Annotated in this window: 22 protein-coding genes; 15 read left to right on the forward strand and 7 right to left on the reverse strand. The window is 64.7% G+C overall.

Features of this window, described 5'->3' with window-relative positions; translation table 11 throughout:
• Positions 1 to 24: 24 nt before the first annotated feature.
• On the reverse strand, positions 25 to 1,410 hold the full coding sequence (locus PF66_RS02520; protein ID WP_054061054.1) for a sensor histidine kinase: 1,386 nt from the start codon (positions 1,408 to 1,410) through the stop codon (positions 25 to 27).
• On the reverse strand, positions 1,403 to 2,074 hold the full coding sequence (locus PF66_RS02525; protein WP_017906220.1) for a response regulator: 672 nt from the start codon (positions 2,072 to 2,074) through the stop codon (positions 1,403 to 1,405). Before PF66_RS02525 ends, PF66_RS02520 begins: the two co-directional genes overlap by 8 nt.
• Positions 2,075 to 2,509: 435 nt before the next feature.
• Here PF66_RS02525 and PF66_RS02530 point away from each other — a divergent pair, with 435 nt between their 5' ends.
• The 4 genes from PF66_RS02530 (at position 2,510) to PF66_RS02545 (ending at position 6,548) form a co-directional block, all read left to right on the forward strand.
• On the forward strand, positions 2,510 to 3,490 hold the full coding sequence (locus tag PF66_RS02530; RefSeq protein ID WP_054061819.1) for a Bug family tripartite tricarboxylate transporter substrate binding protein: 981 nt from the start codon (positions 2,510 to 2,512) through the stop codon (positions 3,488 to 3,490).
• 62 nt (positions 3,491 to 3,552) lie between these two features.
• Complete coding sequence (locus PF66_RS02535; RefSeq protein ID WP_054061056.1) at positions 3,553 to 4,011, forward strand: tripartite tricarboxylate transporter TctB family protein; 459 nt, start codon at positions 3,553 to 3,555, stop codon at positions 4,009 to 4,011.
• Between the two features lies 1 nt (position 4,012).
• The gene (locus PF66_RS02540; protein ID WP_054061057.1) at positions 4,013 to 5,527 is read left to right on the forward strand and encodes a tripartite tricarboxylate transporter permease; all 1,515 of its coding nucleotides are present in this window, start codon (positions 4,013 to 4,015) and stop codon (positions 5,525 to 5,527) included.
• Positions 5,520 to 6,548 carry an AbrB family transcriptional regulator gene (locus tag PF66_RS02545; RefSeq protein ID WP_054061820.1) on the forward strand — a complete coding sequence of 343 codons (1,029 nt, stop codon included), beginning with the start codon at positions 5,520 to 5,522 and terminating at the stop codon, positions 6,546 to 6,548. The genes PF66_RS02540 and PF66_RS02545 overlap by 8 nt, the downstream gene beginning before the upstream one ends.
• 32 nt (positions 6,549 to 6,580) lie before the next feature.
• Here PF66_RS02545 and ung read toward each other — a convergent pair whose 3' ends face one another.
• The gene (gene ung, locus PF66_RS02550) at positions 6,581 to 7,273 is read right to left on the reverse strand and encodes a uracil-DNA glycosylase (RefSeq protein ID WP_054061059.1); all 693 of its coding nucleotides are present in this window, start codon (positions 7,271 to 7,273) and stop codon (positions 6,581 to 6,583) included.
• Positions 7,274 to 7,405: 132 nt separating this feature from the next.
• Here ung and PF66_RS02555 point away from each other — a divergent pair, with 132 nt between their 5' ends.
• Positions 7,406 to 8,518 (forward strand): enoyl-CoA hydratase/isomerase family protein, encoded by a 1,113-nt coding sequence (locus PF66_RS02555; protein WP_054061821.1) that lies wholly within the window; start codon positions 7,406 to 7,408, stop codon positions 8,516 to 8,518.
• Between the two features lie 137 nt (positions 8,519 to 8,655).
• On the opposite strand, the gene PF66_RS31765 is transcribed toward PF66_RS02555, so the two are convergent.
• From PF66_RS31765 to PF66_RS02570, 4 genes are all read right to left on the reverse strand, one after another.
• Positions 8,656 to 9,003, reverse strand: coding sequence for a hypothetical protein (locus PF66_RS31765; protein ID WP_081006096.1), 348 nt, complete (start codon positions 9,001 to 9,003; stop codon positions 8,656 to 8,658).
• 196 nt (positions 9,004 to 9,199) lie between these two features.
• Positions 9,200 to 10,039, reverse strand: a complete 840-nt coding sequence (locus PF66_RS02560; RefSeq protein ID WP_054061946.1) for an ATPase — start codon at positions 10,037 to 10,039, stop codon at positions 9,200 to 9,202.
• 114 nt (positions 10,040 to 10,153) lie between these two features.
• Positions 10,154 to 11,152, reverse strand: a complete 999-nt coding sequence (locus PF66_RS02565) for an NAD-dependent epimerase/dehydratase family protein (RefSeq protein WP_054061822.1) — start codon at positions 11,150 to 11,152, stop codon at positions 10,154 to 10,156.
• A gap of 51 nt (positions 11,153 to 11,203) precedes the next feature.
• Entirely contained in the window at positions 11,204 to 12,097 is an 894-nt protein-coding gene (locus PF66_RS02570) for a LysR family transcriptional regulator ArgP (protein ID WP_054061823.1), read from the reverse strand.
• 97 nt (positions 12,098 to 12,194) lie between these two features.
• Here PF66_RS02570 and PF66_RS02575 point away from each other — a divergent pair, with 97 nt between their 5' ends.
• The 10 genes from PF66_RS02575 to PF66_RS02620 all read left to right on the forward strand — a co-directional run bounded on the left by PF66_RS02575 (position 12,195) and on the right by PF66_RS02620 (position 26,207).
• On the forward strand, positions 12,195 to 12,596 hold the full coding sequence (locus tag PF66_RS02575) for an ACT domain-containing protein (protein ID WP_054061824.1): 402 nt from the start codon (positions 12,195 to 12,197) through the stop codon (positions 12,594 to 12,596).
• Between the two features lie 5 nt (positions 12,597 to 12,601).
• Complete coding sequence (locus PF66_RS02580; protein WP_054056378.1) at positions 12,602 to 13,204, forward strand: LysE/ArgO family amino acid transporter; 603 nt, start codon at positions 12,602 to 12,604, stop codon at positions 13,202 to 13,204.
• 175 nt (positions 13,205 to 13,379) lie between these two features.
• The gene (locus PF66_RS02585) at positions 13,380 to 13,976 is read left to right on the forward strand and encodes a superoxide dismutase (RefSeq protein WP_010452821.1); all 597 of its coding nucleotides are present in this window, start codon (positions 13,380 to 13,382) and stop codon (positions 13,974 to 13,976) included.
• Positions 13,977 to 14,392: 416 nt separating this feature from the next.
• On the forward strand, positions 14,393 to 16,447 hold the full coding sequence (locus PF66_RS02590) for a putative bifunctional diguanylate cyclase/phosphodiesterase (RefSeq protein WP_054056379.1): 2,055 nt from the start codon (positions 14,393 to 14,395) through the stop codon (positions 16,445 to 16,447).
• A 161-nt stretch (positions 16,448 to 16,608) separates the two neighbouring features.
• Complete coding sequence (locus PF66_RS02595; protein WP_054061825.1) at positions 16,609 to 17,952, forward strand: imelysin family protein; 1,344 nt, start codon at positions 16,609 to 16,611, stop codon at positions 17,950 to 17,952.
• Positions 17,953 to 18,136: 184 nt separating this feature from the next.
• Positions 18,137 to 19,558: a di-heme oxidoredictase family protein gene (locus tag PF66_RS02600; RefSeq protein ID WP_054056381.1), complete on the forward strand. Its 1,422-nt coding sequence runs from the start codon at positions 18,137 to 18,139 to the stop codon at positions 19,556 to 19,558.
• 26 nt (positions 19,559 to 19,584) lie between these two features.
• The gene (locus tag PF66_RS02605) at positions 19,585 to 20,649 is read left to right on the forward strand and encodes an imelysin family protein (RefSeq protein WP_054061826.1); all 1,065 of its coding nucleotides are present in this window, start codon (positions 19,585 to 19,587) and stop codon (positions 20,647 to 20,649) included.
• A gap of 2 nt (positions 20,650 to 20,651) precedes the next feature.
• Positions 20,652 to 21,749, forward strand: a complete 1,098-nt coding sequence (locus PF66_RS02610) for a DUF1513 domain-containing protein (RefSeq protein ID WP_054061947.1) — start codon at positions 20,652 to 20,654, stop codon at positions 21,747 to 21,749.
• Positions 21,750 to 22,011: 262 nt separating this feature from the next.
• Positions 22,012 to 23,160 carry an efflux RND transporter periplasmic adaptor subunit gene (locus PF66_RS02615; RefSeq protein WP_054061827.1) on the forward strand — a complete coding sequence of 383 codons (1,149 nt, stop codon included), beginning with the start codon at positions 22,012 to 22,014 and terminating at the stop codon, positions 23,158 to 23,160.
• A 14-nt stretch (positions 23,161 to 23,174) separates the two neighbouring features.
• Positions 23,175 to 26,207: a multidrug efflux RND transporter permease subunit gene (locus tag PF66_RS02620; protein WP_054056384.1), complete on the forward strand. Its 3,033-nt coding sequence runs from the start codon at positions 23,175 to 23,177 to the stop codon at positions 26,205 to 26,207.
• Positions 26,208 to 26,332: the final 125 nt, after the last annotated feature.

The raw sequence follows: 26,332 nt of genomic DNA on the forward strand, positions 1-26,332 counted from the left end.
AAACGGGCCACCGCAGGCACCCACTCAACCGGCGATAAAACTCACCCGCACCTTCAGCCCCCGCTGTTCGCCATCATGCAGGCTGATCTGCGCCAGATGCGCCCGACAGATCTCGCCGACGATCGCCAGGCCCAGCCCCGAACCCACGCCCTGCTGGTTGCGCCGATAGAAGCGCTCGAACACCCGGTCGCGCTCCTCCAGCGGAATACCCGGCCCATCGTCCTCCACCTCCAGCACCGCCGGAGCACTGACCCGCAGGATCACGTTGCCGCCGGCCGGGGTATGGGCCAGGGCGTTGTCCACCAGGTTGCTCAGCAGCTCATTGAGCAGGGTCGGTTCGCCACGCAGCCACACCGGCTCATCCGCCTCCAGCGCCAGTGCCACGCCTCGGGCATGGGCCAGGGGTGCCATGGCCATGCCCAGCTCCCGGGCCAGTTGGCTCAGGTCGAGCAACTGCGCACCGCCCTCGGCAATCGCCCGGGCGCCATTCTCCACCCGTGCCATCGACAGCAACTGATTGGCCAGATGGGTCAAGCGATCGGTGCCCTGGGCCGCCGTTTCCAGGGTACTGCGCCAGGTGTTGGCATCCGAGGCCCGCAGCCCCAGTTCCAGGCGTGCCTTCAGGGCCGCCAGGGGAGTACGCAGTTCATGGGCAGCATCGGCGATGAACTGTTCCTGGCGCTCGAACTGCCGGCGCAGACGCTCGGTGAAATGGTTGAGAGCACGGACCAGGGGCCACAACTCGCGCTGCACCTCGACCAGCGGCAGGGGCCGCAGGTCATCCGACTGACGCTCTTCCACCGCCGTGCGCAAGCGCTCCAGCGGGCGCAGCGCGGCACTCACGGCGAACCACACCAGCAGCAGCGCGCCCCCCGCCAGCATACCCAGGCGCAACAACGTGTCGGCCATCAGGCTACGGGCCATGTTGACCCGGGCCTCATCGGTCTCGGCCACCCGGATTTCCGCCATGCCATTCATGTTCGGCTCGCTGACCGCCTTGAGCAGGCTCACCACCCGTACCGGCTGGCCTCGGTACTGGGCATCGTAGAACCGCGCCAGGGCCGGGTAGTCGTCGGTACGTGGCGTGCCGGGCGGTGGCGGCGGGAGATTCTCGTAGCCGGAAATCGGTTGCTGGTGAATGTCGTTGACCTGGTAGTAGATCCGTCCGGCACTGTCGTAGGCGAAGGTGTCGAGGGCGACATAGGGCACATCGGCGCTGAGGGTCCCGTCGCGCTGCGACAGCCCGGCGGCGATGGTTCGTGCCGAGGCCAGCAGGGTTCGGTCATAGGCAGTGTCGGCAGCCTCGCGGCCGTTCCAGTAGGCACTCCAGCCACTGGCGAGCATCAGCACCACCAGCAACAGCGCGAGGTTCCACAACAAGCGCCAACGCAGGCTGCCCGGCTTATGCATCACGGGCTTCCAGCAGGTAGCCGAGGCCGCGGAAAGTGACAATGGCCACCGCATGGCCATCGAGTTTCTTGCGCAGGCGATGCACGTAGATCTCGATGGCATCGGCGCTGGCTTCCTCATCCAGGCCGAACACCTGGGACGCCAGTTGCTCCTTGCTCATCACCCGGCCCGGGCGGGCGACCAGGGCCTCGAGCACCGCCTGCTCGCGGGAAGTCAGGGTCAGCAACTGGTCACCGAGAGTGAAACGGCGGGTATCGAGGTCATAGACCAGTTCCCCGCAGCGCTGCTGTCGTTCGCCACCCAGCACGCTGCGGCGCAACAGCGCCTTGACCCGCGCCTCCAGTTCCGTGAGTTCGAAGGGCTTGGCCAGGTAGTCGTCGGCTCCCAGGTTCAGGCCATGCACCCGATCCTTCACATCGCTGCGGGCGGTCAGCATCAGCACCGGAAGGTTCTTGCCACGTGCGCGCAACCGCGCCAGCACTTCGAAACCATCCATGCGCGGCAGGCCCACATCGAGGATCGCCGCCGCGTAGTCCTCGCTGCCCAGGGCCAGGTCCGCCGCCACCCCGTCATGCAGCACATCCACGGTCAACCCCGTACTCTTGAGCGCCTGGGCGACACTTTCGGCCAACTGCAGATGATCTTCGACCAAGAGTACACGCATGAATTTTCCACCTCTGACTGGGGCGGCCAAACGCCCTTTCGAGCACGGAGTTTACCCAATAAACGTAGCGCCGCTAGCCGGCCAGACCCATGTTTGTCGGGCCCTGGCGGATGAAAGGTTGGTGAAAGGTTCGCTCGTTACAGTCTTTTCACGGACAGTTGCGCCCAGCGCTGCCAGCAGCGCATGGCTGTCCGAAAAATGGCAATGCCGAGAAAAACGCCACGATGCGTTTTCATCAAGAACAAGAACAAAAACGGAGTCCGACACGATGCTGCCTCTACAGCTTCAGGCTTTCACGCCTGCCCGTTCTTTTGGTTCCCCTCCTCCCGATCGACCTCTCGCCACACGCTGACGACTGCGCGCGCCCGCTCGCACGCCACGCTATTGCCCCGTGGAAACCGTACGCCCATAACAACAACTCCCCTGGAGAGAACAATGGACCTGTCGCTACGTAAACTCGCCCTCGCCGCCAGCCTCGCCCTGCTGGCCGGCCAGACCTTCGCCGCCGAACCCAAGCGCCCGGAATGCATCGCCCCGGCCTCCCCTGGTGGTGGCTTCGACCTGACCTGCAAGCTGGCGCAAAGCGCCCTGGTCAACGAGAAAGTGCTGAGCAAGCCGATGCGCGTCACCTACATGCCCGGCGGAGTGGGTGCCGTCGCCTACAACGCCGTGGTCGCCCAGCGTCCGGCCGATGCCGGTACCCTGGTAGCCTGGTCCAGCGGCTCGCTGCTGAACCTGGCCCAGGGCAAGTTCGGCCGCTTCGATGAAAGCGCGGTGCGCTGGCTGGCCGCCGTCGGCACCAGCTACGGCGCCATCGCGGTGAAAAGCGACTCGCCTTACAAGAGCCTCGACGACCTGGTCAAGGCCCTGAAGAAAGACCCCGGCAGCGTGGTGATCGGCTCCGGCGGCACCGTCGGCAGCCAGGACTGGATGCAGACCGCCCTGATCGCCAAGGCCGCCGGCATCAACCCGCGCGACCTGCGCTACGTGGCCCTCGAGGGCGGCGGCGAAATCGCCACGGCCCTGCTCGGCGGACATATCCAGGTCGGCAGCACCGACATCTCCGACTCCATGCCACACATCCTCAGCGGCGACATGCGCCTGCTCGCGGTGTTCTCCGAACAGCGCCTGGACGAGCCGGAAATGAAGAATATCCCCACCGCCCGCGAGCAGGGCTACGACATCGTCTGGCCGGTAGTGCGCGGCTTCTACCTCGGGCCGAAGGTCAGCGATGAAGACTACGCCTGGTGGAAAGAGTCGTTCGACAAGCTGCTGGCCTCCGAGGAGTTCGCCAAGCTGCGCGACCAGCGCGAACTCTTCCCCTTCGCCATGACCGGCCCGGAGCTGGACACCTACGTGAAGAAGCAGGTCGCCCAGTACAAGGTGCTGGCCAAGGAATTCGGCCTGATCCAGTGACCACCGCCCTCTAGTCGCAGCCACGTACCCCGTGCGACGGGGGCGTGGCCCAGGAGTCGCTCATGCTCTTGCAACGTCTCTTCGCCTTCGCGCTGCTGCTGGCCTGTGCCGGCCTGGCGCTGATGGCCTGGCCTTACCAGGCCGCCTTTTCCTACGAACCGGTGGGGCCGCGCGCCTACCCGCTGCTGATGCTCGGCCTGATGGGCCTGGCCCTGCTGTACATGCTGTTTCGCCCGGCCCCACTCAAGCACAGCGAGGACGAGCCGCCGCTGGATCGCGAAACTCTGACCAAGATCGCCCTCTGCGTCGGCCTGCTGCTGGTGTTCGCCGGCACCTTCGAACCGCTGGGCTTCATTCTCAGCAGCATCCTCGTCGGCATCCCGATGGCGCGCCTGTACGGCGGCCGCTGGCTGCCCAGCGCGGTGATCATCAGCCTGATGAGCATTGGCCTCTACCTGCTGTTCGACAAGGCCATGGATGTACCGCTGCCCCTTGGACTGCTCGACGTTCTGGAGAACTGACATGGATACTTTCAGCTACCTGGGCCAGGGCTTCGGCGTCGCGCTCAGCCCCTACAACCTGGTCACCGCCCTCAGTGGCACCCTGATCGGCACCATCGTCGGCCTGCTGCCCGGCCTCGGCCCGATCAACGGCGTCGCCCTGCTGATCCCGATCGCCTTCGCCCTCGGCCTGCCACCGGAGTCGGCGCTGATCCTGCTGGCGGCGGTCTACCTGGGCTGCGAGTACGGCGGGCGGATCAGCTCGATCCTGCTCAACATTCCCGGCGAAGCCTCCACGGTGATGACCACCCTCGACGGCTATCCGATGGCCCGCCAGGGCCTGGCGGGCGTTGCCCTGTCGCTGTCGGCCTGGAGTTCGTTCATCGGCGCCTTCATCGCCACCTGCGGCATGGTGCTGTTCGCCCCGCTGCTGGCGAAATGGGCGATCGCCTTCGGTCCGGCGGAGTACTTCGTACTGATGGTGTTCGCCATCGTCTGCCTCGGTGGCATGGCTGGCGATCGTCCGCTCAAGACCTTCATCGCGGCGCTGATCGGGCTGTTCCTGTCGAGTGTCGGGATCGACGCCAACAGCGGCGTCTACCGTTTCACCGGCGATAACGTACACCTGACCGACGGCATCCAGTTCGTCGTCCTGGTGCTGGGCCTGTTTTCCATCAGCGAGATCCTCCTGCTGCTGGAGAAAACCCACCACGGCCAGGAAGCGGTGAAAGCCACCGGCCGGATGATGTTCAACCTCAAGGAAGCGGCCTCGGTGTTCGTGGTCAACATCCGCTGCGGCCTGCTGGGTTTCATCATGGGCGTACTGCCCGGCGCCGGGGCGACCCTGGCCAGTGCCGTGTCCTACATGGCCGAAAAGCGCCTGGCCGGCAGCAGCGGCAAGTTCGGCCAGGGCGACAAGCGTGGCCTGGCCGCGCCGGAAACCGCCATCGGCGCCTCGGCCTGCGGCGCCCTGGTGCCGATGCTGACCCTCGGCGTACCCGGTTCGGGCACCACCGCGGTGATGATCGGCGCCCTGACGCTGTACAACATCACCCCCGGCCCGCTGCTGTTCGAACAGCAGCCGGACATCGTCTGGGGCCTGATCGCCTCGCTGTTCATCGCCAACGTCATGCTGGTGATCCTCAACATCCCGATGATCCGTATCTTCACCCGCATCCTCGCGGTGCCGAACTGGGCGCTGGTGCCGGTGATCGCGATCATTACCGCGATCGGTGTCTACGCGGTGCACGCCACCACTTTCGACCTGTTCCTGATGATCGGCATCGGCATCTTCGGCTATATCCTGCGCAAGCTCGATTTCCCACTGTCGCCAGTGTTGCTGGGCTTCATCCTCGGCGGGCTGATGGAGTCGAACCTGCGCCGGGCGCTGTCGATCTCCAACGGTGCATTGGAGATTCTCTGGGCCAGCCCGATCAGCATCGGGGTCTGGGTGCTGACCGTGATCATGCTGGCGATGCCGCTGCTGCGCATCTGGCGCAAGCGCTCCACCCAGCGCCGTGACCTGGCCAATGCCTGATCGAGCTTTTCGTCACTGGTGGGGAACCCCGCTGGTCGGCCTGGCTGGCGGCTACCTCGCCAGCCAGGTCGGCTGGCCACTGCCCTGGATGGTCGGCTCGCTGCTGGCGATCATTCTGGTGCGCTGCCTGACGCCCTGGCAGCTCAAGGAGATTCCCGGTGGACGCAAGACCGGCCAGTGGGTGGTGGGCATCGGTATCGGCCTGCATTTCACGCCGCAGGTGATGGAACAGGTAATGGCGCATTTCGGCCTGATCCTGTTCGGCGCGCTGGTCACCAGCCTGTCCAGCGTGCTCGGGGTGTGGCTGCTACGGCGCACCGGTGAGGACCGCGCCACGGCGTTCTTCTCCAGTATGCCGGGCGGCTCCGGGGAGATGGTCAACCTCGGCGCGCGCAACGGCGCGGTACTCAGCCGGGTCGCCGCCGGCCAGAGCCTGCGGGTGCTGGTGGTGGTGCTGTGTGTGCCGGCGGCGTTCAAGTATCTGCTGGGTGAAGGTGTGCCGATTCAAGGTTCCAGTGTCGTCGATTGGCACTGGCTGGCCGTGCTGTTTCCCCTCGGCGCCCTGCTCGCCTGGCTCTGGCAGCGACTGCGCCAACCCAATCCATGGTTGTTCGGCCCCTTGCTGGTGAGCGCAACGGTGAGCATCGCCTGGGACCTGCACATCGGCCTGCCCAACGGCGCCAGCCAGATCGGCCAGTGGCTGATCGGCAGCGGCCTGGGTTGTCATTTCAATCGTGAGTTCTTCCGCCGGGCACCATCATTCATGGGCCGCACCCTGGTCGGCACGGCGTTGACCATGCTGATCGCCAGCCTGTCGGCCTGGGCCCTGAGCGCGCTGAGCCATCTCGACCTGCGCTCGCTGACCCTGGGCATGATGCCCGGTGGCATCGCCGAGATGAGCCTCACCGCCGAGACCCTGCAACTGTCGGTCCCGCTGGTGACCGCCATGCAGGTGATGCGATTGCTGTTCGTGCTGTTCATGGCCGAGCCGTTGTTCCGCCACTGGAACAGACCCGCCTGAAGTCGCCGCGCCCCAGGAGCGCGGCACCCAGGTTACAGCGGTGGCAAGGCCCACTGGATCGGCGTCAGGCCGTTCTGTTCGAGGAACTTGTTGGTCCGGCTGAAGTGCCCGCAACCGAGGAAGCCGCGATAGGCCGACAGCGGCGACGGATGCACCGACTTCAGCACCAGGTGCTTGGTCGAGTCGATCAGCTTCTGCTTGCTCTGGGCATGGGAACCCCACAGCAGGAACACCAGCTTGTCCTGGCGCTCGCTGACCACCTCGATGATCCTATCGGTAAAGAACTGCCAGCCGCGGTTGGCATGGGACGCCGCATTGCCCCGCTCCACGGTCATGGTGGTGTTGAGCAGCAACACGCCCTGCTCGGCCCAACTCTGCAGGTAGCCGTGATTGGGGATGTCGATGTTCAGGTCGCGCTGCAATTCCTTGTAGATGTTCACCAGCGACGGCGGCGTCGGCACGCCCGGCTGCACCGAGAAGCACAGACCATGGGCCTGGCCGGGGCCGTGATAGGGGTCCTGGCCGAGGATGACCACCTTGACCTGGTCCAGCGGCGTGGTGTTCAGCGCGTTGAAGATCAGCGGACCTGGCGGATAGATCTGCTTGCCGGCGGCATGCTCCTGGCGCAGGAACTCGCGCAACTCGGCCATGTAGGGCTTGTCGAATTCTTCGCGCAGCGCCTGCTTCCAGCTGGGTTCGAGTTTGATACGGTCGTCGTCGGTCATGGCGGGGTCCGGAAATCACAATGGGGCGGACACTAGGGATGCCTACCACGCTTGTCAATTGATCCGACGCATTACCGGCAGTTTCCCACACAAGGATCATACTGAGGATTCAACCCGCAGTCAGAGGTCGCGATGAACCTGCTTTTCGAAGAACTCATCGGCAGCAATGGCGCCCGGATCGGTATCGCCAGCCTGAATGCCGAACACAGCCTCAACGCCCTGTCCCTGCCGATGATCAACGGTCTGCATGAACGGCTCGATGCCTGGTCCAGGGATCCTCATGTGGCCTGTGTCCTGTTGCGCGGCAATGGCGCCAAGGCCTTCTGCGCCGGCGGTGAAGTGCGCAGCCTGGCCGAGGCCTGCCGTGCCCGGCCCGGGGAAGTGCCGGCCTTGGCGGCGGATTTTTTCGCCGCGGAATATCGTCTCGATCATGCCCTGCACACCTACCCCAAGCCGCTGATCTGCTGGGGCCACGGCTATGTGCTGGGCGGCGGGATGGGCCTGCTGCAAGGCGCCAGCATCCGGATCGTCACCCCCGGCAGCCAACTGGCGATGCCGGAAATCGGCATCGGCCTGTATCCGGACGTCGGTGGCAGTTGGTTTCTCTCCCGCCTGCCGGGCAAGCTGGGGCTGTTCCTCGGCCTGACCGGCGCCCGGATGAATGCCCGCGATGCGATCGACCTTGGCCTGGCCGACCGCATCCTGCGTGACGACCAGCAGGACGAACTGATCGACGGCCTGCTGCAGCTCAACTGGCAGGAACATGCCGCGCTGCAGCTCAACAGCCTGCTCAAGGCCCTGGAACACCAGGCCCGCGAACGGCATCCCCCAGCGCAGTGGTTGCCACGCCGGGAACGGATCGATGCGCTGCTGGATGTCGCCGATGTGAGTTGTGCCTGGAAGGTGCTGGCCCAGCACACCGAGGACAGCGACAGCCTGCTGGCGCAGGCGGCGAAGAACCTCAGGGACGGCTGCCCGCTGACCGCCCATCTGGTCTGGGAACAGATCGCCCGGGCGCCCCACCTGTCGCTGGCCGAGGTGTTCCAGATGGAGTACACCCTGAGCCTGAATTGCTGCCGCCACCCGGAATTCGGCGAAGGCGTGCGCGCCCGGCTGATCGACAAGGACCAACAGCCCCGCTGGCACTGGCCGAACGTGGCGAACGTGCCGCGGGCAGTGGTCGAGGCGCATTTCCACAAGGCCTGGGAAGGGCGGCACCCATTGGCGGACTTGTCGGGCTACTGAAGCGCTGGTGCCCAGGGCTGTCTTGCAAGGCCTCCTTCGCGGATGAATCCGACTCTGGCGCCCATGAGTCTCATGGGCGACACAAAACCTGTGGGAGCCGGATTCATCCGCGAACAACACCCGCTCCAACTGGCGGCCTAGTGCCCGCGCCCGCCATGGCCGCGTCCACCGTGATCATGGTCGCCACGCCCGCCGCCATGGTCGCCCCAGCCCTGGTAAGGGTATCCCCAGCCGCGGTTCGGATAAGGCCGCGGCGACGGGACGTAGTAACGCGGTGCCGAGTAGTAGCGTGGCTGTGGCGCGTAATAGCGAGGTTGCGGGGCATAGTAATAGTCCCGACGGTAGTAGGAACCGCCACCGTAGTAGACCGGCGCGGGTGACGTATAGACATCGGAACGGTAGTAGCTCGCGCCGTCCTCGTAGTAAGGCACACACGCAGAAAGGGTCAAAGCCAGGCTTGCCGTGAGAAGAAGTCGAAGATGCATGGCGGCCTCCCGGACCGCGAAGAAGCCGGGCCAGCGACGCTGGTCGGCATACGCCGACAGGAACGCCGACGCATACTTCTAAGACCGTGAAACCCTGATGAAGTGCCGTTTGGCAATATTTGGAAACACGCTTCCAGGACGGGTGGCAACGGCTCAAGCAGCCGCTACACAGACAGCACCGTCCTGGACTGCCCCCTCAAGGACGCGCGTTGATCTGCTGCTGCAGATTCTGGATCTGGCTCTGCAGGGTATTGATGTTGCGGGTGACCTGTCCTCGGAAGGCGTCGAACTCCGCCGTACTCGCGCCCTGGCCACCCGCCGCCTGGCGATTGTCCTGCTCGCTCTTGAGCACGATCATGTCCTGCTCCAGGCGCTCCAGGGCTGCACTCGGATTGCCCTGCTTCTTCAGCGCAGCGATATCCGCCGCATGGCTCTTGAGTTCGGCATCGTACTTGCCGCTGTCGGGCTGGGCCGCCTTCAGCGCCGCCAGGTCGCTCGCCAGGCTCTTGAGCTGAGCCTGCAATTGAGCGTTGGCCGTCTGCAGGTCCGCGGTCTGTGCGTTCATTTTCTGCAGACGCTGGTCCAGTCCGGTCTGCTGGCCGGCAACCCCCTGCTGCTGGCGATCCTGCTCCTGCAACTTGCCCTCGAGCTGCCGGACCTGCAGTTTCAACGCCTCGGTATCGCTGTTGGCACTCGACTCGCTGGAAGCCACCTTGCCGGAGATCGCCTGCAGGCGCCCCGCCGCTTCCTCGCTGATCCGCGCAAAGCTCTCCTGGGTGGCCACCAGTTGCTGCTCCATCAGCGAGATCTGCTGGAAGCTCCACCAGGCCAGCCCGGCGAAGGCGAAGAACAGCGCCCCCACCAGCGCCCACAAGGGACCTGTGCTCGCCGCCCTGACCTTGACCACCGGCGTGCTGCGCGAAGCCACCCGGGTGCGCTCACGGGCGGCGGGGCTGAGCGGAAACTCGTCGTCATCCTCCACATCGGCCCGCAGGCTCGGTACATCATCGAAATCGTCGTTGGCATCGTTACGCATGAAAGAACCTTTCCGAACCAGGTTGATGGCGAAATGCCCGAGTATAAACCCGTTGTCCGCCGCTCTGATCGACTCCGAACCGGGCGTTCGGTTCAGCATTGGTTATCGAATGTTTCAGCGGACAGTCGATTCCTGGGCCTGCCACCAGTGGCAGAACTCATCCAGCGCCGCCCACAGGCTGACCTTGGGCTCGTAGCCCAGATAATGCCGTGCGCGGCTGATGTCCAGGGTGAAATCCTTGTTCATCACCTGCGTTCCCAGTCGCGACAGGGTCGGCTCCGGGCGCCCGGGCCATAGCGCGCAGGCCGCCTCATTGAGCGCCGCGACGCTGTAGGCCAGGCCGTAGGAACGGTAGCGTGTCACCTGCGGCACCTGCATCTGGCGCATCACGTAGTTGACCACGTCCCACAACGGCACCGGCGTACCGTTGCTGATGTTGTAGACCTTGCCCAGCGCCGAGCCGCTGACCTGCAGGCAACTCAGCAGCGCGTCGTTGAGGTTCTGCATGCTGGTGAAGTCGACCTTGTTCAAGCCATTGCCGACGATCGCCAGACGGCCCTTGCGCTGCATCTTCAACAACCGCGGGAAGATACTCGTGTCGCCGGCACCAGTGACGAAGCGCGGCCGCAGGGCGAGCACCTCCAGGCCGAACTCCTGGGCGCCGAAGACCTTCTGTTCAGCCAGGAACTTGGTTGCCGCGTAGGGATGCCGGAAGCGCCCGGGCACCTGTTCCTCGGTCAACCCCAGGTGCGAGCGGCCATCGAAATACACCGACGGCGAGGACAGGTGGACCAGGCGCCGCACCTGCTCCTTCAGGCACGCCTCGACGACATTCTCGGTGACCAGCACATTGCCCTGGTGAAACGCCTGGTAACGGCCCCACAGGCCGACCGCACCGGCGCAGTGCACCACCGCCTCGACGTCACGGCACAGCTCGCGGACCAACTGCGGATCGCTCAGATCGCCCTGGACGAACTCGGCTCCGCGACGCACCAGATGCTCGACACCTTCGGCCCGGCGGCCATTGACCCGCACCGTATAGCCCTGCTCCAGGGCACAGCGCGCAAAGCGCCCGCCAATGAAGCCGCTCGCGCCGGTGACCAGAATTTTCATGTCGTCTCCAAATACCTTGATTCGTGTTGCCTGCTACTTAAACGCTGCCGATCACGCCAGAGGCACCAACCATTGCCCGGCCGAGCGTGCCAGATGCTCGGTGAGGCGGCCAAGCAACTGGCCCCCGTTGCGCCAATGATGCCAGTACAGCGGCACATCGACCGGTCTATCGGGTATCAACTCCACCAGTCGCCCCCGCGCCAACTGCTCCTGCGCCTGCAACTCGGGCACCAGCCCCCAGCCCAGCCCAGCTTCACTCATGCGCAGAAAGCCTTCGGCCGAAGGGCATAGATGGTGCTCGAAGCCGCCCTCCACACCCAGCGCGGCGAGGTAGCGATGTTGCAGCAGATCGTCCGGGCCGAACACCAGCGCCGGCGCCCGCGTCAGCGAATGGACATCGACCCCCTCGGGAAAATGCCGGGCCATGAACGCCGGCGTGACCAGCGCCCGGTAGCGCATGGCGCCGAGCGGCAGGCTGCGGGCACCGGCGACCGGACGTTCGCTGGCACAGACGCAGGCCGCCACCTCGCCGGCGCGCATGCGCTTGAGACCGACGGTCTGGTCTTCCACCACCAAGTCCAGCAGCAGGTGGTTGGCGACGCAGAAATCCCCAATCGCCTGGGCCCACCAGGTCGCCAGGCTGTCGGCATTCAGCGCGATACGCAGGCGCTCCGGCTGGCCTTCCTCATCCAGCGCCGGCACCTGCCCCTGCAGATCGCGTTCGAGCAGGCGCACCTGCTGCACATGGTTGAGCAGGCGCCGGCCGATCTCAGTCGGGCTGGGCGGCGTGGCCCGCACCAGCACCGGCTGGCCGACCCGCGCCTCGAGCAGCTTGATCCGCTGGGAAACCGCCGACTGCGACAGCCCCAGCACCTGCGCCGCGCGATCGAAACCGGCCTGCTCGACCACGGCGGCCAGGGCGGAAAGCAGTTTGTAGTCGAACATCAGTTTTCCTAATGAGCGATCACCAATATTGGTTTTTCTTATACAGGATCGCGCTGGAAAATACCCGCCAGCACTCTTCGAATACAAGGATACCGGCATGGCTGGCGAAACCTCCCTGGCAACCCTGCTGCGCAGCATGAGCCCACAACTGAACGACGGCGACTACGTGTTCTGCTCCATCGCCAACAGCAGCCTGCTGCAGGGCCGCGAAGTGCTCGGCAGCTTTCGCGAACGCGAAGGCCTGACAGTGATCCTCAAGCGTGAGGACGCCGAGGCGCTGGGCCTGCTTTTCGACTACTGCGCCGCCTGGATCACCCTGAACGTGCATTCGGCGCTGCAGGCCGTCGGCCTCACCGCCGCTTTCGCCGGCGCCCTGGGCAAGGCCGGAATCAGCTGCAACGTGATCGCCGGCTACTACCACGACCACTTGTTCGTCGGTCGCGATGACGCCGGGCGCGCCATGGCGGTACTGCACGATCTGACCCGCACAGGAGCCTGAACAGCATGTGGCAGAGTTATGTCAACGGCCTGCTGGTCGCCGCCGGGCTGATCATGGCGATCGGCACCCAGAACGCCTTTGTCCTGGCGCAGAGCCTGCGCCGCGAACACCATCTACCGGTTGCCGCGCTGTGCGTCGCCTGCGACGCGATCCTGGTGGCAGCCGGCGTGTTCGGCCTGGCCACCGTGCTGGCCCATAACCCGACGCTGCTGGCCGTCGCCCGCTGGGGCGGGGCCGCGTTCCTGATCTGGTACGGCAGCCAGGCCCTGCGCCGCGCCTGCTCGCGGCAGAGCCTTCAGCAGGGCGAGGGCCAGACCGTACGCTCGTTGCGCGCCGTCCTGCTCAGCGCACTGGCGGTGACCCTGCTCAACCCGCACGTCTACCTCGACACGGTGCTGCTGATCGGCTCCCTCGGTGCCCAGCAGAGCGAACCCGGAGCCTACGTCGTCGGTGCCGCCAGCGCCTCGCTGCTGTGGTTCTTCACCCTGGCACTGGGGGCCGCATGGCTGGCTCCCTGGCTGGCCAGGCCGGCGACCTGGCGCGTCCTCGACCTGCTGGTGGCGGCGATGATGTTCGGCGTGGCGGCGCAACTGATTGCGGCCGGGTGAGGGGACAAAAGGCTCTGGAACCTTTATCCCACACAGTTGTTGCGTGGTTAAGCCGCTACCCCGGTGCTATGATCGGAAACCTGCGCCGCAAGGGGTACAAACTCCACGGCGCATTGTCGGGCCGCCCGTGATCGGCCTTGCGCTCCCCGCAACTGACCTGATTAGGAGAATAACCATGGCTTTCGAATTGCCGCCGCTGCCCTACGCACACGATGCCCTGCAGCCGCACATCTCCAAGGAAACCCTGGAGTTCCACCACGACAAGCACCACAACACCTATGTCGTGAACCTGAACAACCTGGTGCCAGGCACCGAGTTCGAAGGCAAGACTCTGGAAGAAATCGTCAAGACTTCGTCGGGTGGCATCTTCAACAACGCCGCTCAAGTCTGGAACCACACTTTCTACTGGAACTGCCTGGCGCCAAACGCCGGCGGCCAGCCTACCGGTGCCCTGGCCGAGGCGATCAACGCCGCCTTCGGTTCGTTCGACAAGTTCAAGGAAGAGTTCACCAAGACTTCCGTCGGCACCTTCGGTTCCGGCTGGGGCTGGCTGGTGAAGAAGGCTGACGGCTCCCTGGCCCTGGCCAGCACCATCGGCGCCGGCAACCCGCTGACCAGCGGCGACACCCCGCTGCTGACCTGCGACGTCTGGGAACACGCCTACTACATCGACTACCGCAACGTGCGTCCAAAGTATGTCGAGGCGTTCTGGAACCTGGTGAACTGGAAATTCGTCGCCGAGCAGTTCGAAGGCAAGACCTTCACCGCTTGAGACTGAAGCCCGCCTTCAGAAAAAACCCGGCCCTGCCGGGTTTTTTTATGCCTGGACAGAACTGGCTGCCGGACCGGCGGGCGACCTTGGGGAGGATTGCGCGGACCAGTCCGGCGCCTGCAGGTCATGGGCCTGCGCAGGGAGCGGGCCTGCCGACCAAAGGCCCTCGCCCTCTCCCTTATCGCTGAAACGAATGAGCCGGGGCCCGCCAAGTCAGCTAAATTGAAGGAGGTACCCTCAAGTTAGGCCACTCCCCTACCGACACAGTACCTGATGAACCGAAGGGACGGAAACCGCGTTCGGGTCGAGCAAACGTACCGATCATCCCCAGTCGCATTGTCCCTTTGACTGCCGGAGCCGGATTGCCAATACTCATGGCAACTTGATGCTACCCGCACGGAACAAGGAATAGCCCTTTGAAGCTGGAACTCAAGCACAGCTTGTCGGTGAAGTTGCTCCGGGTCGTGCTGTTGTCGGCATTGATTGTCGGCGTGGTACTGAGCTGCGCGCAAATCGTGTTCGACGCCTACAAGACCCGCCAGGCGGTTGCCAGCGACGCCCAGCGGATCCTCGACATGTTTCGCGACCCCTCGACCCAGGCCGTCTACAGCCTCGACCGGGAAATGGGCATGCAGGTAATCGAAGGCCTGTTCCAGGACCAATCCGTGCGCATGGCCTCCATCGGCCACCCCAACGAAACCATGCTCGCGGAGAAATCCCGCGATCTGCAGACCTCCTCCAGCCGCTGGCTCACCGACCTGATCCTCGGCCAGGAACGCACCTTCACCACGCAACTGGTTGGTCGCGGCCCCTACAGCGAGTACTACGGTGACCTGAGCATCACCCTCGACACCGCCACCTATGGCCAGAGCTTCATCGTCAGCTCGGTGATCATCTTCATCTCCGGCGTACTGCGGGCGCTGTTGATGGCCCTGGTGCTGTACCTGGTCTACCACTGGCTATTGACCAAGCCGCTGTCGCGCATCATCGATCACCTGAGCAATATCAACCCGGATCGCCCGGCGGCGAATCAACTGCCGCTGCTCAAGGGTCACGAAACCAACGAGCTGGGGATCTGGATCAATACCGCCAACCAGTTGCTGGCCTCGATCGAACGCAACACCCATCTGCGCCACGAGGCGGAAAACAGCCTGCTGCGCATGTCCCAGTACGATTTCCTCACCGGTCTGCCCAACCGCCTGCAACTGCAACAACAACTGGACAAGATCCTGGTCGACGCCGGACGCCTGCAGCGGCGGGTCGCGGTGCTGGTGGTCGGGCTGGACGACTTCAAGGGCATCAACGAACAGTTCGGCTACCAGACCGGCGACCAGTTGCTGCTCGCCCTGGCTGACCGTCTGCGCGCCCACAGCGGCCGTCTCGGCGCCCTGGCCCGCCTGGGCGGCGACCAGTTCGCCCTGGTCCAGGCCGATATCGAGCAGCCCTACGAGGCCGCCGAGCTGGCGCAGAGCATTCTCGACGACCTGGAAGCGCCCTTCGCCCTCGATCATCAGGAAATCCGCCTGCGCGCGACCATCGGCATCACCCTGTTCCCGGAGGATGGCGACAGCACCGAGAAGCTGCTGCAGAAGGCCGAGCAGACCATGACCCTGGCCAAGAGCCGCTCACGCAACCGCTATCAGTTCTATATCGCCAGCGTCGACAGCGAAATGCGCCGCCGCCGCGAGCTGGAAAAGGATCTGCGCGAAGCCCTCAACCGCAATCAGTTCTATCTGGTCTACCAGCCCCAGATCAGCTACCGCGACCACCGGGTGGTCGGCGTCGAAGCGCTGATCCGCTGGCAGCATCCGGAACACGGGCTGGTGCCACCGGACCTGTTCATTCCGCTGGCCGAACAGAACGGCACGATCATCGCCATCGGCGAATGGGTACTGGACCAGGCCTGCCGACAGTTGCGCGAATGGCACGACCTGGGCTTCACCGACCTGCGCATGGCGGTCAACCTGTCCACCGTGCAACTGCACCACGCCGAACTGCCGCGGGTGGTCAACAACCTGCTGCAGATGTACCGCCTGCCACCACGCAGCCTGGAGCTGGAAGTCACCGAAACCGGCCTGATGGAAGACATCAGCACCGCCGCCCAGCACCTGTTGAGCCTGCGCCGCTCCGGTGCACTGATCGCCATCGACGATTTCGGCACCGGCTACTCGTCGCTGAGCTATCTCAAGAGCCTGCCACTGGACAAGATCAAGATCGACAAGAGCTTCGTCCAGGACCTGCTGGAGGACGACGACGACGCGACCATCGTCCGGGCGATCATCCAGCTGGGCAAGAGCCTCGGCATGCAGGTGATCGCCGAAGGCGTGGAAACCGTCGAGCAGGAGGCCTACATCATTTCCGAAGGCTGTCATGAGGGCCAGGGCTATTACTACAGCAAGCCACTGCCGGCCCGCGAACTGGGCGCCTATCTCAAGCAGGCCCAGCGCAGTAACGCGGCAATGCTCCAGTAAGCGGAGCGGTACGCATATACCGATCCGTAATCAAGCAGCAGATTATTAGTAAATATTTCAAAGACTAATCCTTTACACAAAATGCATATCTTTCGCATTATGTGTCGGTTTTGCGCGTCCCCGCGCGCACTCGTCCAACCTCTCGAAGCAGGATACCCGCCATGATTCGCATGCCTCTGGCCACCGCCAGCCTGTTGGCCCTTGCCATCGCCCTCGCCGGCTGTGGCGACAAGGACAAGGAAAAAACCGCAGCCGCCGCGCCGACACCGGCCGCCAGTGCTCCGGCCACACCTGCCAGCGACGCTGCCGGCAAGGTCGACGAGGCTGCCGGCAAGGCGGTGGTCGCGCACTACGCCGACATGGTCTTCGCCGTGTACAGCGATGCCGAATCCACCGCGAAGACGCTGCAGCAGGCCATCGACGCCTTCCTCGCCAAGCCGAACGACGACACCCTCAAGGCCGCCAAGGCCGCCTGGGTAGCCGCACGCGTACCTTACCTGCAGAGCGAAGTGTTCCGCTTCGGCAATACCATCATCGACGACTGGGAAGGCCAGGTGAACGCCTGGCCGCTGGACGAAGGCCTGATCGACTACGTCGACGCCTCCTACGAGCACGCCCTGGGCAACCCGGGCGCCAGCGCCAACATCATCGCCAACAAGCAGATCCAGGTTGGCGAGGACAAGGTCGATGTGACCGAGATCACGCCGGAAAAACTCGCCAGCCTGAACGAGCTGGGCGGCTCCGAGGCCAACGTCGCCACCGGTTACCACGCCATCGAGTTCCTGCTGTGGGGCCAGGACCTCAACGGCACCGGCCCGGGCGCCGGCAACCGTCCGGCCTCGGACTATCTCGAAGGTGCCGGCGCCACCGGTGGCCACAACGATCGGCGGCGTGCCTACCTGAAGGCCGTGACCCAACTGCTGGTCAACGACCTGGAAGAAATGGTCGGCAACTGGAAACCGAACGTGGCCGACAACTATCGCGCCAGCCTGGAAGCCGAGCCGGCCGAAAGCGGCCTGCGCAAGATGCTGTTCGGCATGGGCAGCCTGTCCCTCGGCGAACTGGCGGGCGAGCGGATGAAGGTATCCCTGGAAGCCAACTCCCCGGAAGACGAACAGGACTGCTTCAGCGACAACACCCACAACTCGCATTTCTACGACGCCAAGGGCATCCGCAACGTCTACCTGGGTGAATATACCCGCGTCGACGGCACCAAACTGACCGGCCCGAGCCTGTCGTCGTTGGTGGCGAAGGCCGATCCGGCCGCCGATACCGCGCTCAAGGGCGACCTGGAAAGCACCGAAGCGAAGATCCAGGTCATGGTTGACCATGCCAACAAGGGTGAGCATTACGACCAGTTGATCGCCGCCGGCAACGACGCGGGCAACAAGATCGTGCGCGACGCCATCGCCGCCCTGGTCAAGCAGACCGGTTCGATCGAACAGGCCGCCGCCAAGCTGGGCATCAGCGACCTGAACCCGGACAATGCCGATCACGAGTTCTGATCGGTAGCCTGGCCGCCCCCTCCCATGGAGGGGGTAGTCCTGCGCTGAACGATACCCTTGTGGCGAGTTCGCCCGTCACAGAGAAACGGATAGCTCACCACACGAATGACTGATCTGGGCAAACGCTTGCCCAGTCCCGACCCGATAAGATTCGCGCCCTGTCCCGAACCCTGTGTCCATGCCCATGCCTTCGTTACCTGTTCGCCTGTCGTCGTTGCTGCTGGCCCTGGGCCTGAGTGCCTGCGATGACGCCGCGCGCTTCAACGCGCCCGAGCCCGGCGAGGCACGCGCCGGCGGCGGGACCACCGTGGACAGGAGCGATCGCAACAGTTTTTCCCTGCCGTCGGCCAACCTGTCGCCGGAGCGCCGCCTGGACTTCAGTGTCGGCAACAGTTTCTTTCGCAGCCCCTGGGTGATCGCTCCGTCGACCACCACTGCCCGCGACGGCCTGGGCCCGCTGTTCAACACCAACGCCTGTCAGAACTGCCATATCAGGGACGGTCGCGGCCATCCTCCAGAAGCCGGCTCGGACAACGCCGTCTCGATGCTGGTGCGCCTGTCGATCCCCAATGCGCCAGCCTACGCGAAGCTGATCGAGCAACAGGGCGTGGTGCCCGAGCCGGTCTATGGCGGTCAGTTGCAGGACATGGCCATCCCCGGCGTCATACCGGAAGGCAAGGTACGGGTCGAGTACGACCCGCTGCCGGTGCGCTTCAAGGACGGCACCGAAGTCGAACTGCGCAGGCCACGCCTGCTCATCAGCCAGCTGGGCTACGGCCCGATGCACCCGGACACGCGCTTTTCCGCGCGGGTAGCGCCGCCCATGATCGGCCTGGGCCTGCTGGAGGCGATCCCCGAAGAGGCGATCCTCGCCAACGCGAAAGCGCAGCAGCGCGACGGCATCGCCGGTCGGCCGAACCGGGTCTGGGACGACGCCCAGGGCAAGACCGTGCTGGGGCGCTTCGGCTGGAAAGCCGGGCAGCCCAATCTCAACCAACAAAACGTTCACGCGTTTTCCGGCGACATGGGCCTCACCACGACCCTGCGGCCCTTCGATGATTGCACCGCGACCCAGAGCGCCTGTCGCAATGCCCCCAACGGCAATGGCGCCGACGGCGAACAGGAGGTCAGCGACAACATCCTGCGCCTGGTGCTGTTCTACACCCGCAACCTGGCGGTCCCGGCTCGTCGGGACGTCGGCGCAGAACAGGTACTGGCCGGCAAGCGCCTGTTCCACCAGGCCGGCTGCCAGAACTGCCATACCCCACAATTCACTACTGCGGCCACTGCCGCCGAGCCGGAGCTGGCCGGCCAGGTGATCCGCCCCTACAGTGACCTGTTGCTGCATGACATGGGCCCTGGGCTGGCGGACAACCGCACCGAGTTCCTTGCCAGCGGCAGCGACTGGCGCACGCCCCCCCTGTGGGGTATCGGCCTGACCGGGACGGTCAGCGGCCACACCCGATTCCTGCATGACGGCCGCGCCCGCAGTCTGCTCGAAGCCGTGCTCTGGCATGGCGGCGAAGCCTTGCCGGCACAGCAGCGCGTTCTGTCGTTCAATGCCGAGCAGCGCGCCGCGTTGCTGGCTTTCCTGAATTCGCTATAAGAAATCCTTAATCAGAGGACCTGGACATGTTCCGCCCCAAACTGTTGTTCACCAGCCTCGCCGCACTCGCCATCGGAGCCTGCTCGCCGCAGGATCCACAGGCCCTCACTTCGGCAGCGATCGCCAAGCAGGTGATCCTGCCGACCTACAGCCGCTGGGTCGAGGCCGATCGCCAACTGGCGATCAGCGCCCTGGCCTTCTGCGAAGGCAAGGCCAGCCTGGACACCGCCCGTGCCGACTTCCTCCACGCCCAGAAAGCCTGGGCCGAACTGCAGCCGTTGCTGATCGGGCCACTGGCCGAGGGCAACCGCTCCTGGCAGGTTCAGTTCTGGCCGGACAAGAAGAACCTGGTCGGCCGCCAGGTCGAGCAACTGGTCAGCGCCCAGCCGCAGATCGATGCCGCCACCCTGGCCAAATCCAGTGTGGTCGTCCAGGGCTTGTCGGCCTACGAATACATTCTGTTCGACAGTCGGATCGACATGGCCGACAGTGCGCAGAAAGCCCGCTACTGCCCGCTGCTGACCGCCATCGGCGAACGCCAGAAGACCCTGGCCGAAGAGATCCTGTCGCGCTGGAACAGCAACGACGGCATGCTCGCGCAGATGAGCAAGTTCCCGAACCAGCGCTACGCCGACTCCCACGAGGCCATCGCTGACCTGCTACGGGTCCAGGTCACCGCGCTGGACACCCTGAAGAAGAAACTCGGCACGCCGATGGGCCGTCAGGCCAAGGGTATTGCCCAACCGTTCCAGGCCGATGCCTGGCGCAGCCAGTCTTCGCTGCAGGGCCTGGAAGCCAGCCTGGCGGCGGCCCGCACCGTCTGGGTCGGGGTCGACAACAAGGGCCTGCGCGGCCTGCTGCCGGCCGAGCAGAAGCCGTTGGCCGACAAGATCGATGCCGCCTACGCCGCATCGCTGAAGCTGTTCGCCAGCAACCAGCGCTCGCTGACCGAGATGCTCGGCGACGACGCCGGTCGCCAGCAGCTCAACGACCTCTATGACAGCCTCAACGTCGTCCATCGCCTGCATGAAGGTGAACTGGCCAAGGCGCTGGGTATCCAACTGGGCTTCAATGCCAACGACGGTGACTGATGATGCTGCGACGCCAGGCCCTGACCCTGGGTAGCCTGCTGCTCGGCGCGATCACGCTGGGCGGCTGGACCCTGTTCCGCCAGAAAGGCAAAAGCCCGCTCCTGCTTTCGGCCCGCGACGACGGCGAGGGCGCACACTATGCCGTGGGTTATCGACTGGATGGCCAGCAGGTCTTCGCGACCCGGGTCAGCCAGCGTTGCCACGACATCATCCACCACCCCACGTTGCCCCTGGCGGTGTTCGTCGCCCGCCGCCCCGGCACGCAGAGCTACCTGATCGACCTGCGCGACGGGCGCCTGCTGCAGACCCTGGTCTCGCAGCCGAACCGGCACTTCTACGGCCATGCGGTGATCCACAAGAGTGGCGACTGGCTGTACGCCACCGAAAACGACACCAGCGATCCGGGGCGCGGCCTGCTCGGAGTCTATCGGTTCGAAGGTGAGCGCCTGGTCCATGCCGGCGAGGTCCCCACCCACGGCATCGGCCCGCACCAGGTCTCGTGGATGCCCGATGGCGAAACCCTGATCGTCGCCAACGGCGGTATCCGTACCGAGGCCGAAAGCCGGGTGGACATGAACCTCGATGCGATGGAGCCGAGCCTGGTGCTGATGCAGCGCGACGGCACCCTGCTGAGCAAGGAGGCCCTGGCCCAGCAGATGAACAGTGTTCGCCACCTGGGCGTGGCCGCCGACGGCACCATTGTCGCCGGCCAGCAGTTCATGGGGCCGTCCCACGAGTCGTCCGAGTTGCTGGCGATCAAGCGTCCCGGGCAACCGTTCGTGGCCTTCCCGGTGGCCGAACAGCAGTTGCAGGCAATGGGGCACTACACCGCCAGCGTCGCGGTGCACAGCGATCTGCGCCTGGTGGCCTTGACCGCGCCACGGGGCAACCGGTTCTTCATCTGGGAGCTGGACAGCGGCCAACTGCGCCTGGATGCCCACCTGCCCGACTGTGCCGGCGTAGGCGCGGTGGCCGACGGCTTCGTGGTCACTTCCGGCCAGGGCCGCTGCCGTTTCTATGATTGCCGCCAGAAGGAGCTGACAGCAAAACCCCTGGATCTGCCTGCGGGGCTCTGGGACAACCACCTGCATCTGGTGTAAGACACACGGGCCCTGTTCGCGGGCAAGCCTGGTTCCTACAGGGAGGAAGGATACGATGAGCGTCAGTGTGACCTCGTCGTGCAGGAGCCGGGCTTGCCCGCGAATGCTATCGCGCCAAAGCCCTCGAACGCCCCCCTTCTCAAGTCACGCCATTGGCGTAATATCTGCTGACAAGTAGCTTCAAGGCGACGCCTGGGTGCGGGGTTATCGTGCAGGGCGGTTGTTCGACCTTCCGTTAGCCTCGTCTCCAAGGAACTGGAATATGCTGCGTCGCCGCATGCTGATCATGCTGGGTCTCGTCCTTCTCGTCGTGCTGGCGCTCGCCGGCTACAAGGCTTTCTCGATCTACAAACAGATCCAGGTCTACTCCGCTCCCAAGCCGGCCATTCATGTCGCGGCGGTGACCGCCAATGCCCGCCCCTGGCAGGAGCGTCTGCCCACCGTGGGCACGCTCAAGGCCCTGCAGGGCGTCAACCTGAGCCTGGAAATCGCCGGCACGGTCAAGGCCGTGCAATTCGAGTCCGGGCAGAAGGTCAAGGCCGGACAGCCGCTGCTGCAACTCGACAGCGATGTCGAAAGCGCCCTGCTGGAAACCGCCCAGGCCGACCTGGGCCTCGCCGAGCTGGACTACGGCCGGGGCGCCAAGCTGGTCGGTAGCCAGGCGATCTCCCGCGGTGAATTCGACCGGCTCTCGGCGGTGCGGCAAAAGAACCGGGCCACGGTCAACCAGCTCAAGGCCGCCCTGGCCAAGAAGAAGATCCTTGCGCCATTCAGCGGCACCATCGGTATCCGCCAGGTGGATGTCGGCGACTATCTCGCCAGCGGTACGGTGATCGCCACCCTGCAGGACCTGAGCAGCCTCTATGTGGATTTCTACCTGCCCGAGCAGTTCATCCCCAAGCTGGCGGTCGGGCAACCGGTGCAACTGAGCGTCGCCGCCTATGGGCAGGAAGTCTTCCCGGGCCTGCTCAGCGCCATCAACCCCAAGGTCGATGAAACCACCCGCAACGTGCTGGTGCGTGCCACCCTGGCCAATCCCGCTGGCAAGCTGCTGCCGGGCATGTTCGCCAACCTCCAGGTGCTGCTGCCGGACCCGCAGCCCTATGTGGTGATACCGGAAAGCGCCGTCACCTACACCCTCTACGGCAACTCGGTGTATGTCGTGACCCAGAAAAAGGCCGAGGACGGCAGCGTGCTGAAGGAAACCGACGGCCAGCCGCAACTGATGGCGCAGCGGCGCTTCATCAAGACCGCCGAACGGCGTGACGGGCTGGTCAAGGTCATCGAGGGCCTCAAGGACGGTGAGCAGGTGGTCAGCGGCGGGCAGTTGAAGCTGGACAATGGCGCGCACATCGCCATCAGCCCGGACAAGATGGCGCCCGCCACGACCACCGCCCCTCAGGCGAACTGATCAGGGAGTCGATCATGGCCTTTACCGATCCGTTCATCCGCCGTCCGGTGCTTGCCTGCGTGGTCAGCCTGCTGATCGTCCTGCTGGGTTTCCAGGCCTATAGCAAGCTGCCGCTGCGCCAGTACCCACAAATGGAGAACGCCCTGATCACGGTGACCACCGCCTACCCCGGGGCCAACGCCGAAACCATCCAGGGCTACATCACCCAGCCGCTGCAACAGAGCCTGGCGAGTGCGGAGGGCATCGACTACATGACCTCGGTCAGCCGACAGAACTTCTCGGTGATCTCGATCTATGCCCGGATCGGCGCCAACAGCGACCGGCTGTTCACCGAGTTGCTGGCCAAGGCCAACGAGGTGAAGAACAAGCTGCCGCAGGACGCCGAGGACCCGGTGTTGAGCAAGGAGGCCGCGGATGCCTCGGCGCTCATGTACATCAGCTTTTTCAGCGACCAGTTGAGCAACCCGCAGATCACCGACTACCTGTCGCGGGTGATCCAGCCCAAGCTGGCGACCCTGCCGGGCATGGCCGAGGCGGAGATTCTCGGCAACCAGGTGTTTGCCATGCGCCTGTGGCTGGACCCGGTGAAGCTGGCCGGCTTCGGCCTCAGCGCAGCCGACGTGACCAATGCGGTACGCCACTACAACTTCCTGTCCGCCGCCGGCGAGGTCAAGGGCGAGTACGTGGTCACCAGCATCAACGCCAGCACCGAGCTGAAGTCCGCCGAGGCCTTCGCGGCGATCCCGCTCAAGACCGCCGGCGACAGCCGCGTGCTGCTCGGTGACGTGGCACGGGTCGAGATGGGCGCGGAGAACTACGACACCATCAGCTCCTTCGGTGGTACGCCCTCGGTCTACATCGGCATCAAGGCCACGCCGGGCGCCAACCCGCTGGATGTGATCAAGGAAGTGCGCAAGATCATGCCGGAACTGGAAGCCCAGTTGCCGACCAATCTCAAGGCGGAAATCGCCTACGACGCGACCCTGTTCATCCAGGCCTCGATCAACGAGGTGGTCAAGACCCTCTTCGAGGCGGTGCTGATCGTCATCGTGGTGGTGTTCCTGTTCCTCGGCGCCCTGCGCTCGGTGGTGATTCCGGTGATCACCATTCCGCTGTCGATGGTCGGCGTGCTGTTCTTCATGCAGTTGATGGGCTACTCGATCAATCTCCTCACCCTGCTGGCGATGGTGCTGGCGATCGGGCTGGTGGTGGACGATGCGATCGTCGTGGTGGAAAACATCCACCGGCATATCGAGGAAGGCAAGACCCCGCTGGAGGCCGCCCTCGAAGGCGCACGGGAAATCGCCCTGCCGGTGGTGTCGATGACCATCACCCTGGCCGCGGTATACGCCCCCATCGGCTTCCTGCAGGGCCTGACCGGCGCGCTGTTCAAGGAGTTCGCCCTGACCCTGGCCGGTGCGGTGGTGATCTCCGGCGTGGTCGCCCTGACCCTGTCACCGATGATGTGCGCCCTGCTGTTGCGCCACGACGGCAACACCACGGGGCTGGCGCACCGCCTCGACCAGATGTTCGAAAGCCTCAAGCAGCGCTACCGCAAACTGTTGCACACCACCCTCGATACGCGCCCGGTGGTGGTGGTGTTCGCGGTGATCATCCTCGGGTTGATTCCGGTACTGCTGAAATTCACTCATTCGGAGCTGGCGCCCGACGAGGACCAGGGCATCATCTTCATGATGGCGACCGCACCGCAGCCGACCAACCTGAACTACCTGAACCAATACACCGACGAATTCATCACTATCTTCAAGGAATTCCCGGAATACTACTCATCGTTCCAGATCAATGGCTTCAATGGCGTGCAGTCGGGGATCGGCGGCTTCCTGCTCAAGCCCTGGAACGAACGCCGGCGCACGCAGATGCAGATCCTGCCCGAAGTCCAGGGCAAGCTGGCGAGCATTGGCGGGCTGCAGGTCTTCGGTTTCAACCTGCCGTCACTGCCGGGTACTGGCGAGGGGTTGCCGTTCCAGTACGTGCTCAACACCCCGAACGACTACAGCGCGCTGCTGGACGTCGCCGACCGGATCAAGAAACGCGCACTGGAGTCCGGCAAGTTCGCCTTCCTCGATATCGACCTGGCCTTCGACAAGCCCGAGGTGGTGGTGGATATCGACCGCGCCAAGGCCGCGCAGATGGGGGTGTCGATGCAGGACCTGGGCGCGACCCTGGCGACCCTGCTCGGTGAGGCGGAAATCAACCGGTTTACCCTCGAGGGTCGCAGCTACAAGGTAATCGCCCAGGTGGAGCGCGCCTACCGGGACAATCCCGACTGGCTCAACAACTACTACGTGAAGAACAGCGAGGGCAGGCTGCTGCCCCTGTCGACGCTGATCAAGGTTTCCGACCGTGCCCGTCCCCGGCAGTTGAACCAGTTCCAGCAGTTGAACTCGGCAATCATTTCCGGAGTACCGCTTGTCAGCATGGGAGAAGCCATCGAGACCATTCGCCAGATCTCCGCCGAGGAAGCGCCGACAGGATTTGCCAGCGACTATGCCGGCGCCTCGCGACAGTACGTCCAGGAGGGTAATGCGCTGTGGGTGACCTTCGGCCTGGCCCTGGCGATCATCTTCCTGGTGCTGGCGGCGCAGTTCGAGAGTTTCCGTGATCCGCTGGTGATCCTGGTGACGGTGCCACTGTCGATCTGCGGGGCGCTGGTTCCGCTGTTCCTCGGCTGGTCGAGCATGAACATCTATACCCAGGTGGGCCTGGTGACGCTGATCGGGCTGATCAGCAAGCACGGGATCCTGATCGTCGAATTCGCCAACCAGTTGCGTCAGGACAAGGGACTGTCGGCGCGGGAAGCCGTGGAGGAGGCAGCGGCGATTCGCCTGCGGCCGGTGCTGATGACCACGGCGGCGATGGTATTCGGCATGGTGCCATTGATTCTCGCCAGCGGCGCGGGGGCGGTGAGTCGCTTCGATATCGGCACGGTGATCGCCACCGGGATGTCGGTGGGGACGCTGTTTACGCTGTTCGTGCTGCCGTGCATCTACAGCCTGCTGGCGCGGAAGGACAAACCCGTGGCTTGAATCCTTGTGGGAGCGGGCCTGCCCGCGAAGAGGGCCTTGGGGGCACCGCAAAAGGCTTCGCGGGCAAGCCCGCTCCCACAGCAAGCCTGCTTCCACCGGCATGCACAAAAAGCCGCTTCCAAAGC

This window comes from Pseudomonas asplenii (genome assembly GCF_001293465.1).
In the GTDB taxonomy this organism is placed as follows: Bacteria; Pseudomonadota; Gammaproteobacteria; order Pseudomonadales; family Pseudomonadaceae; genus Aquipseudomonas; species Aquipseudomonas fuscovaginae_B.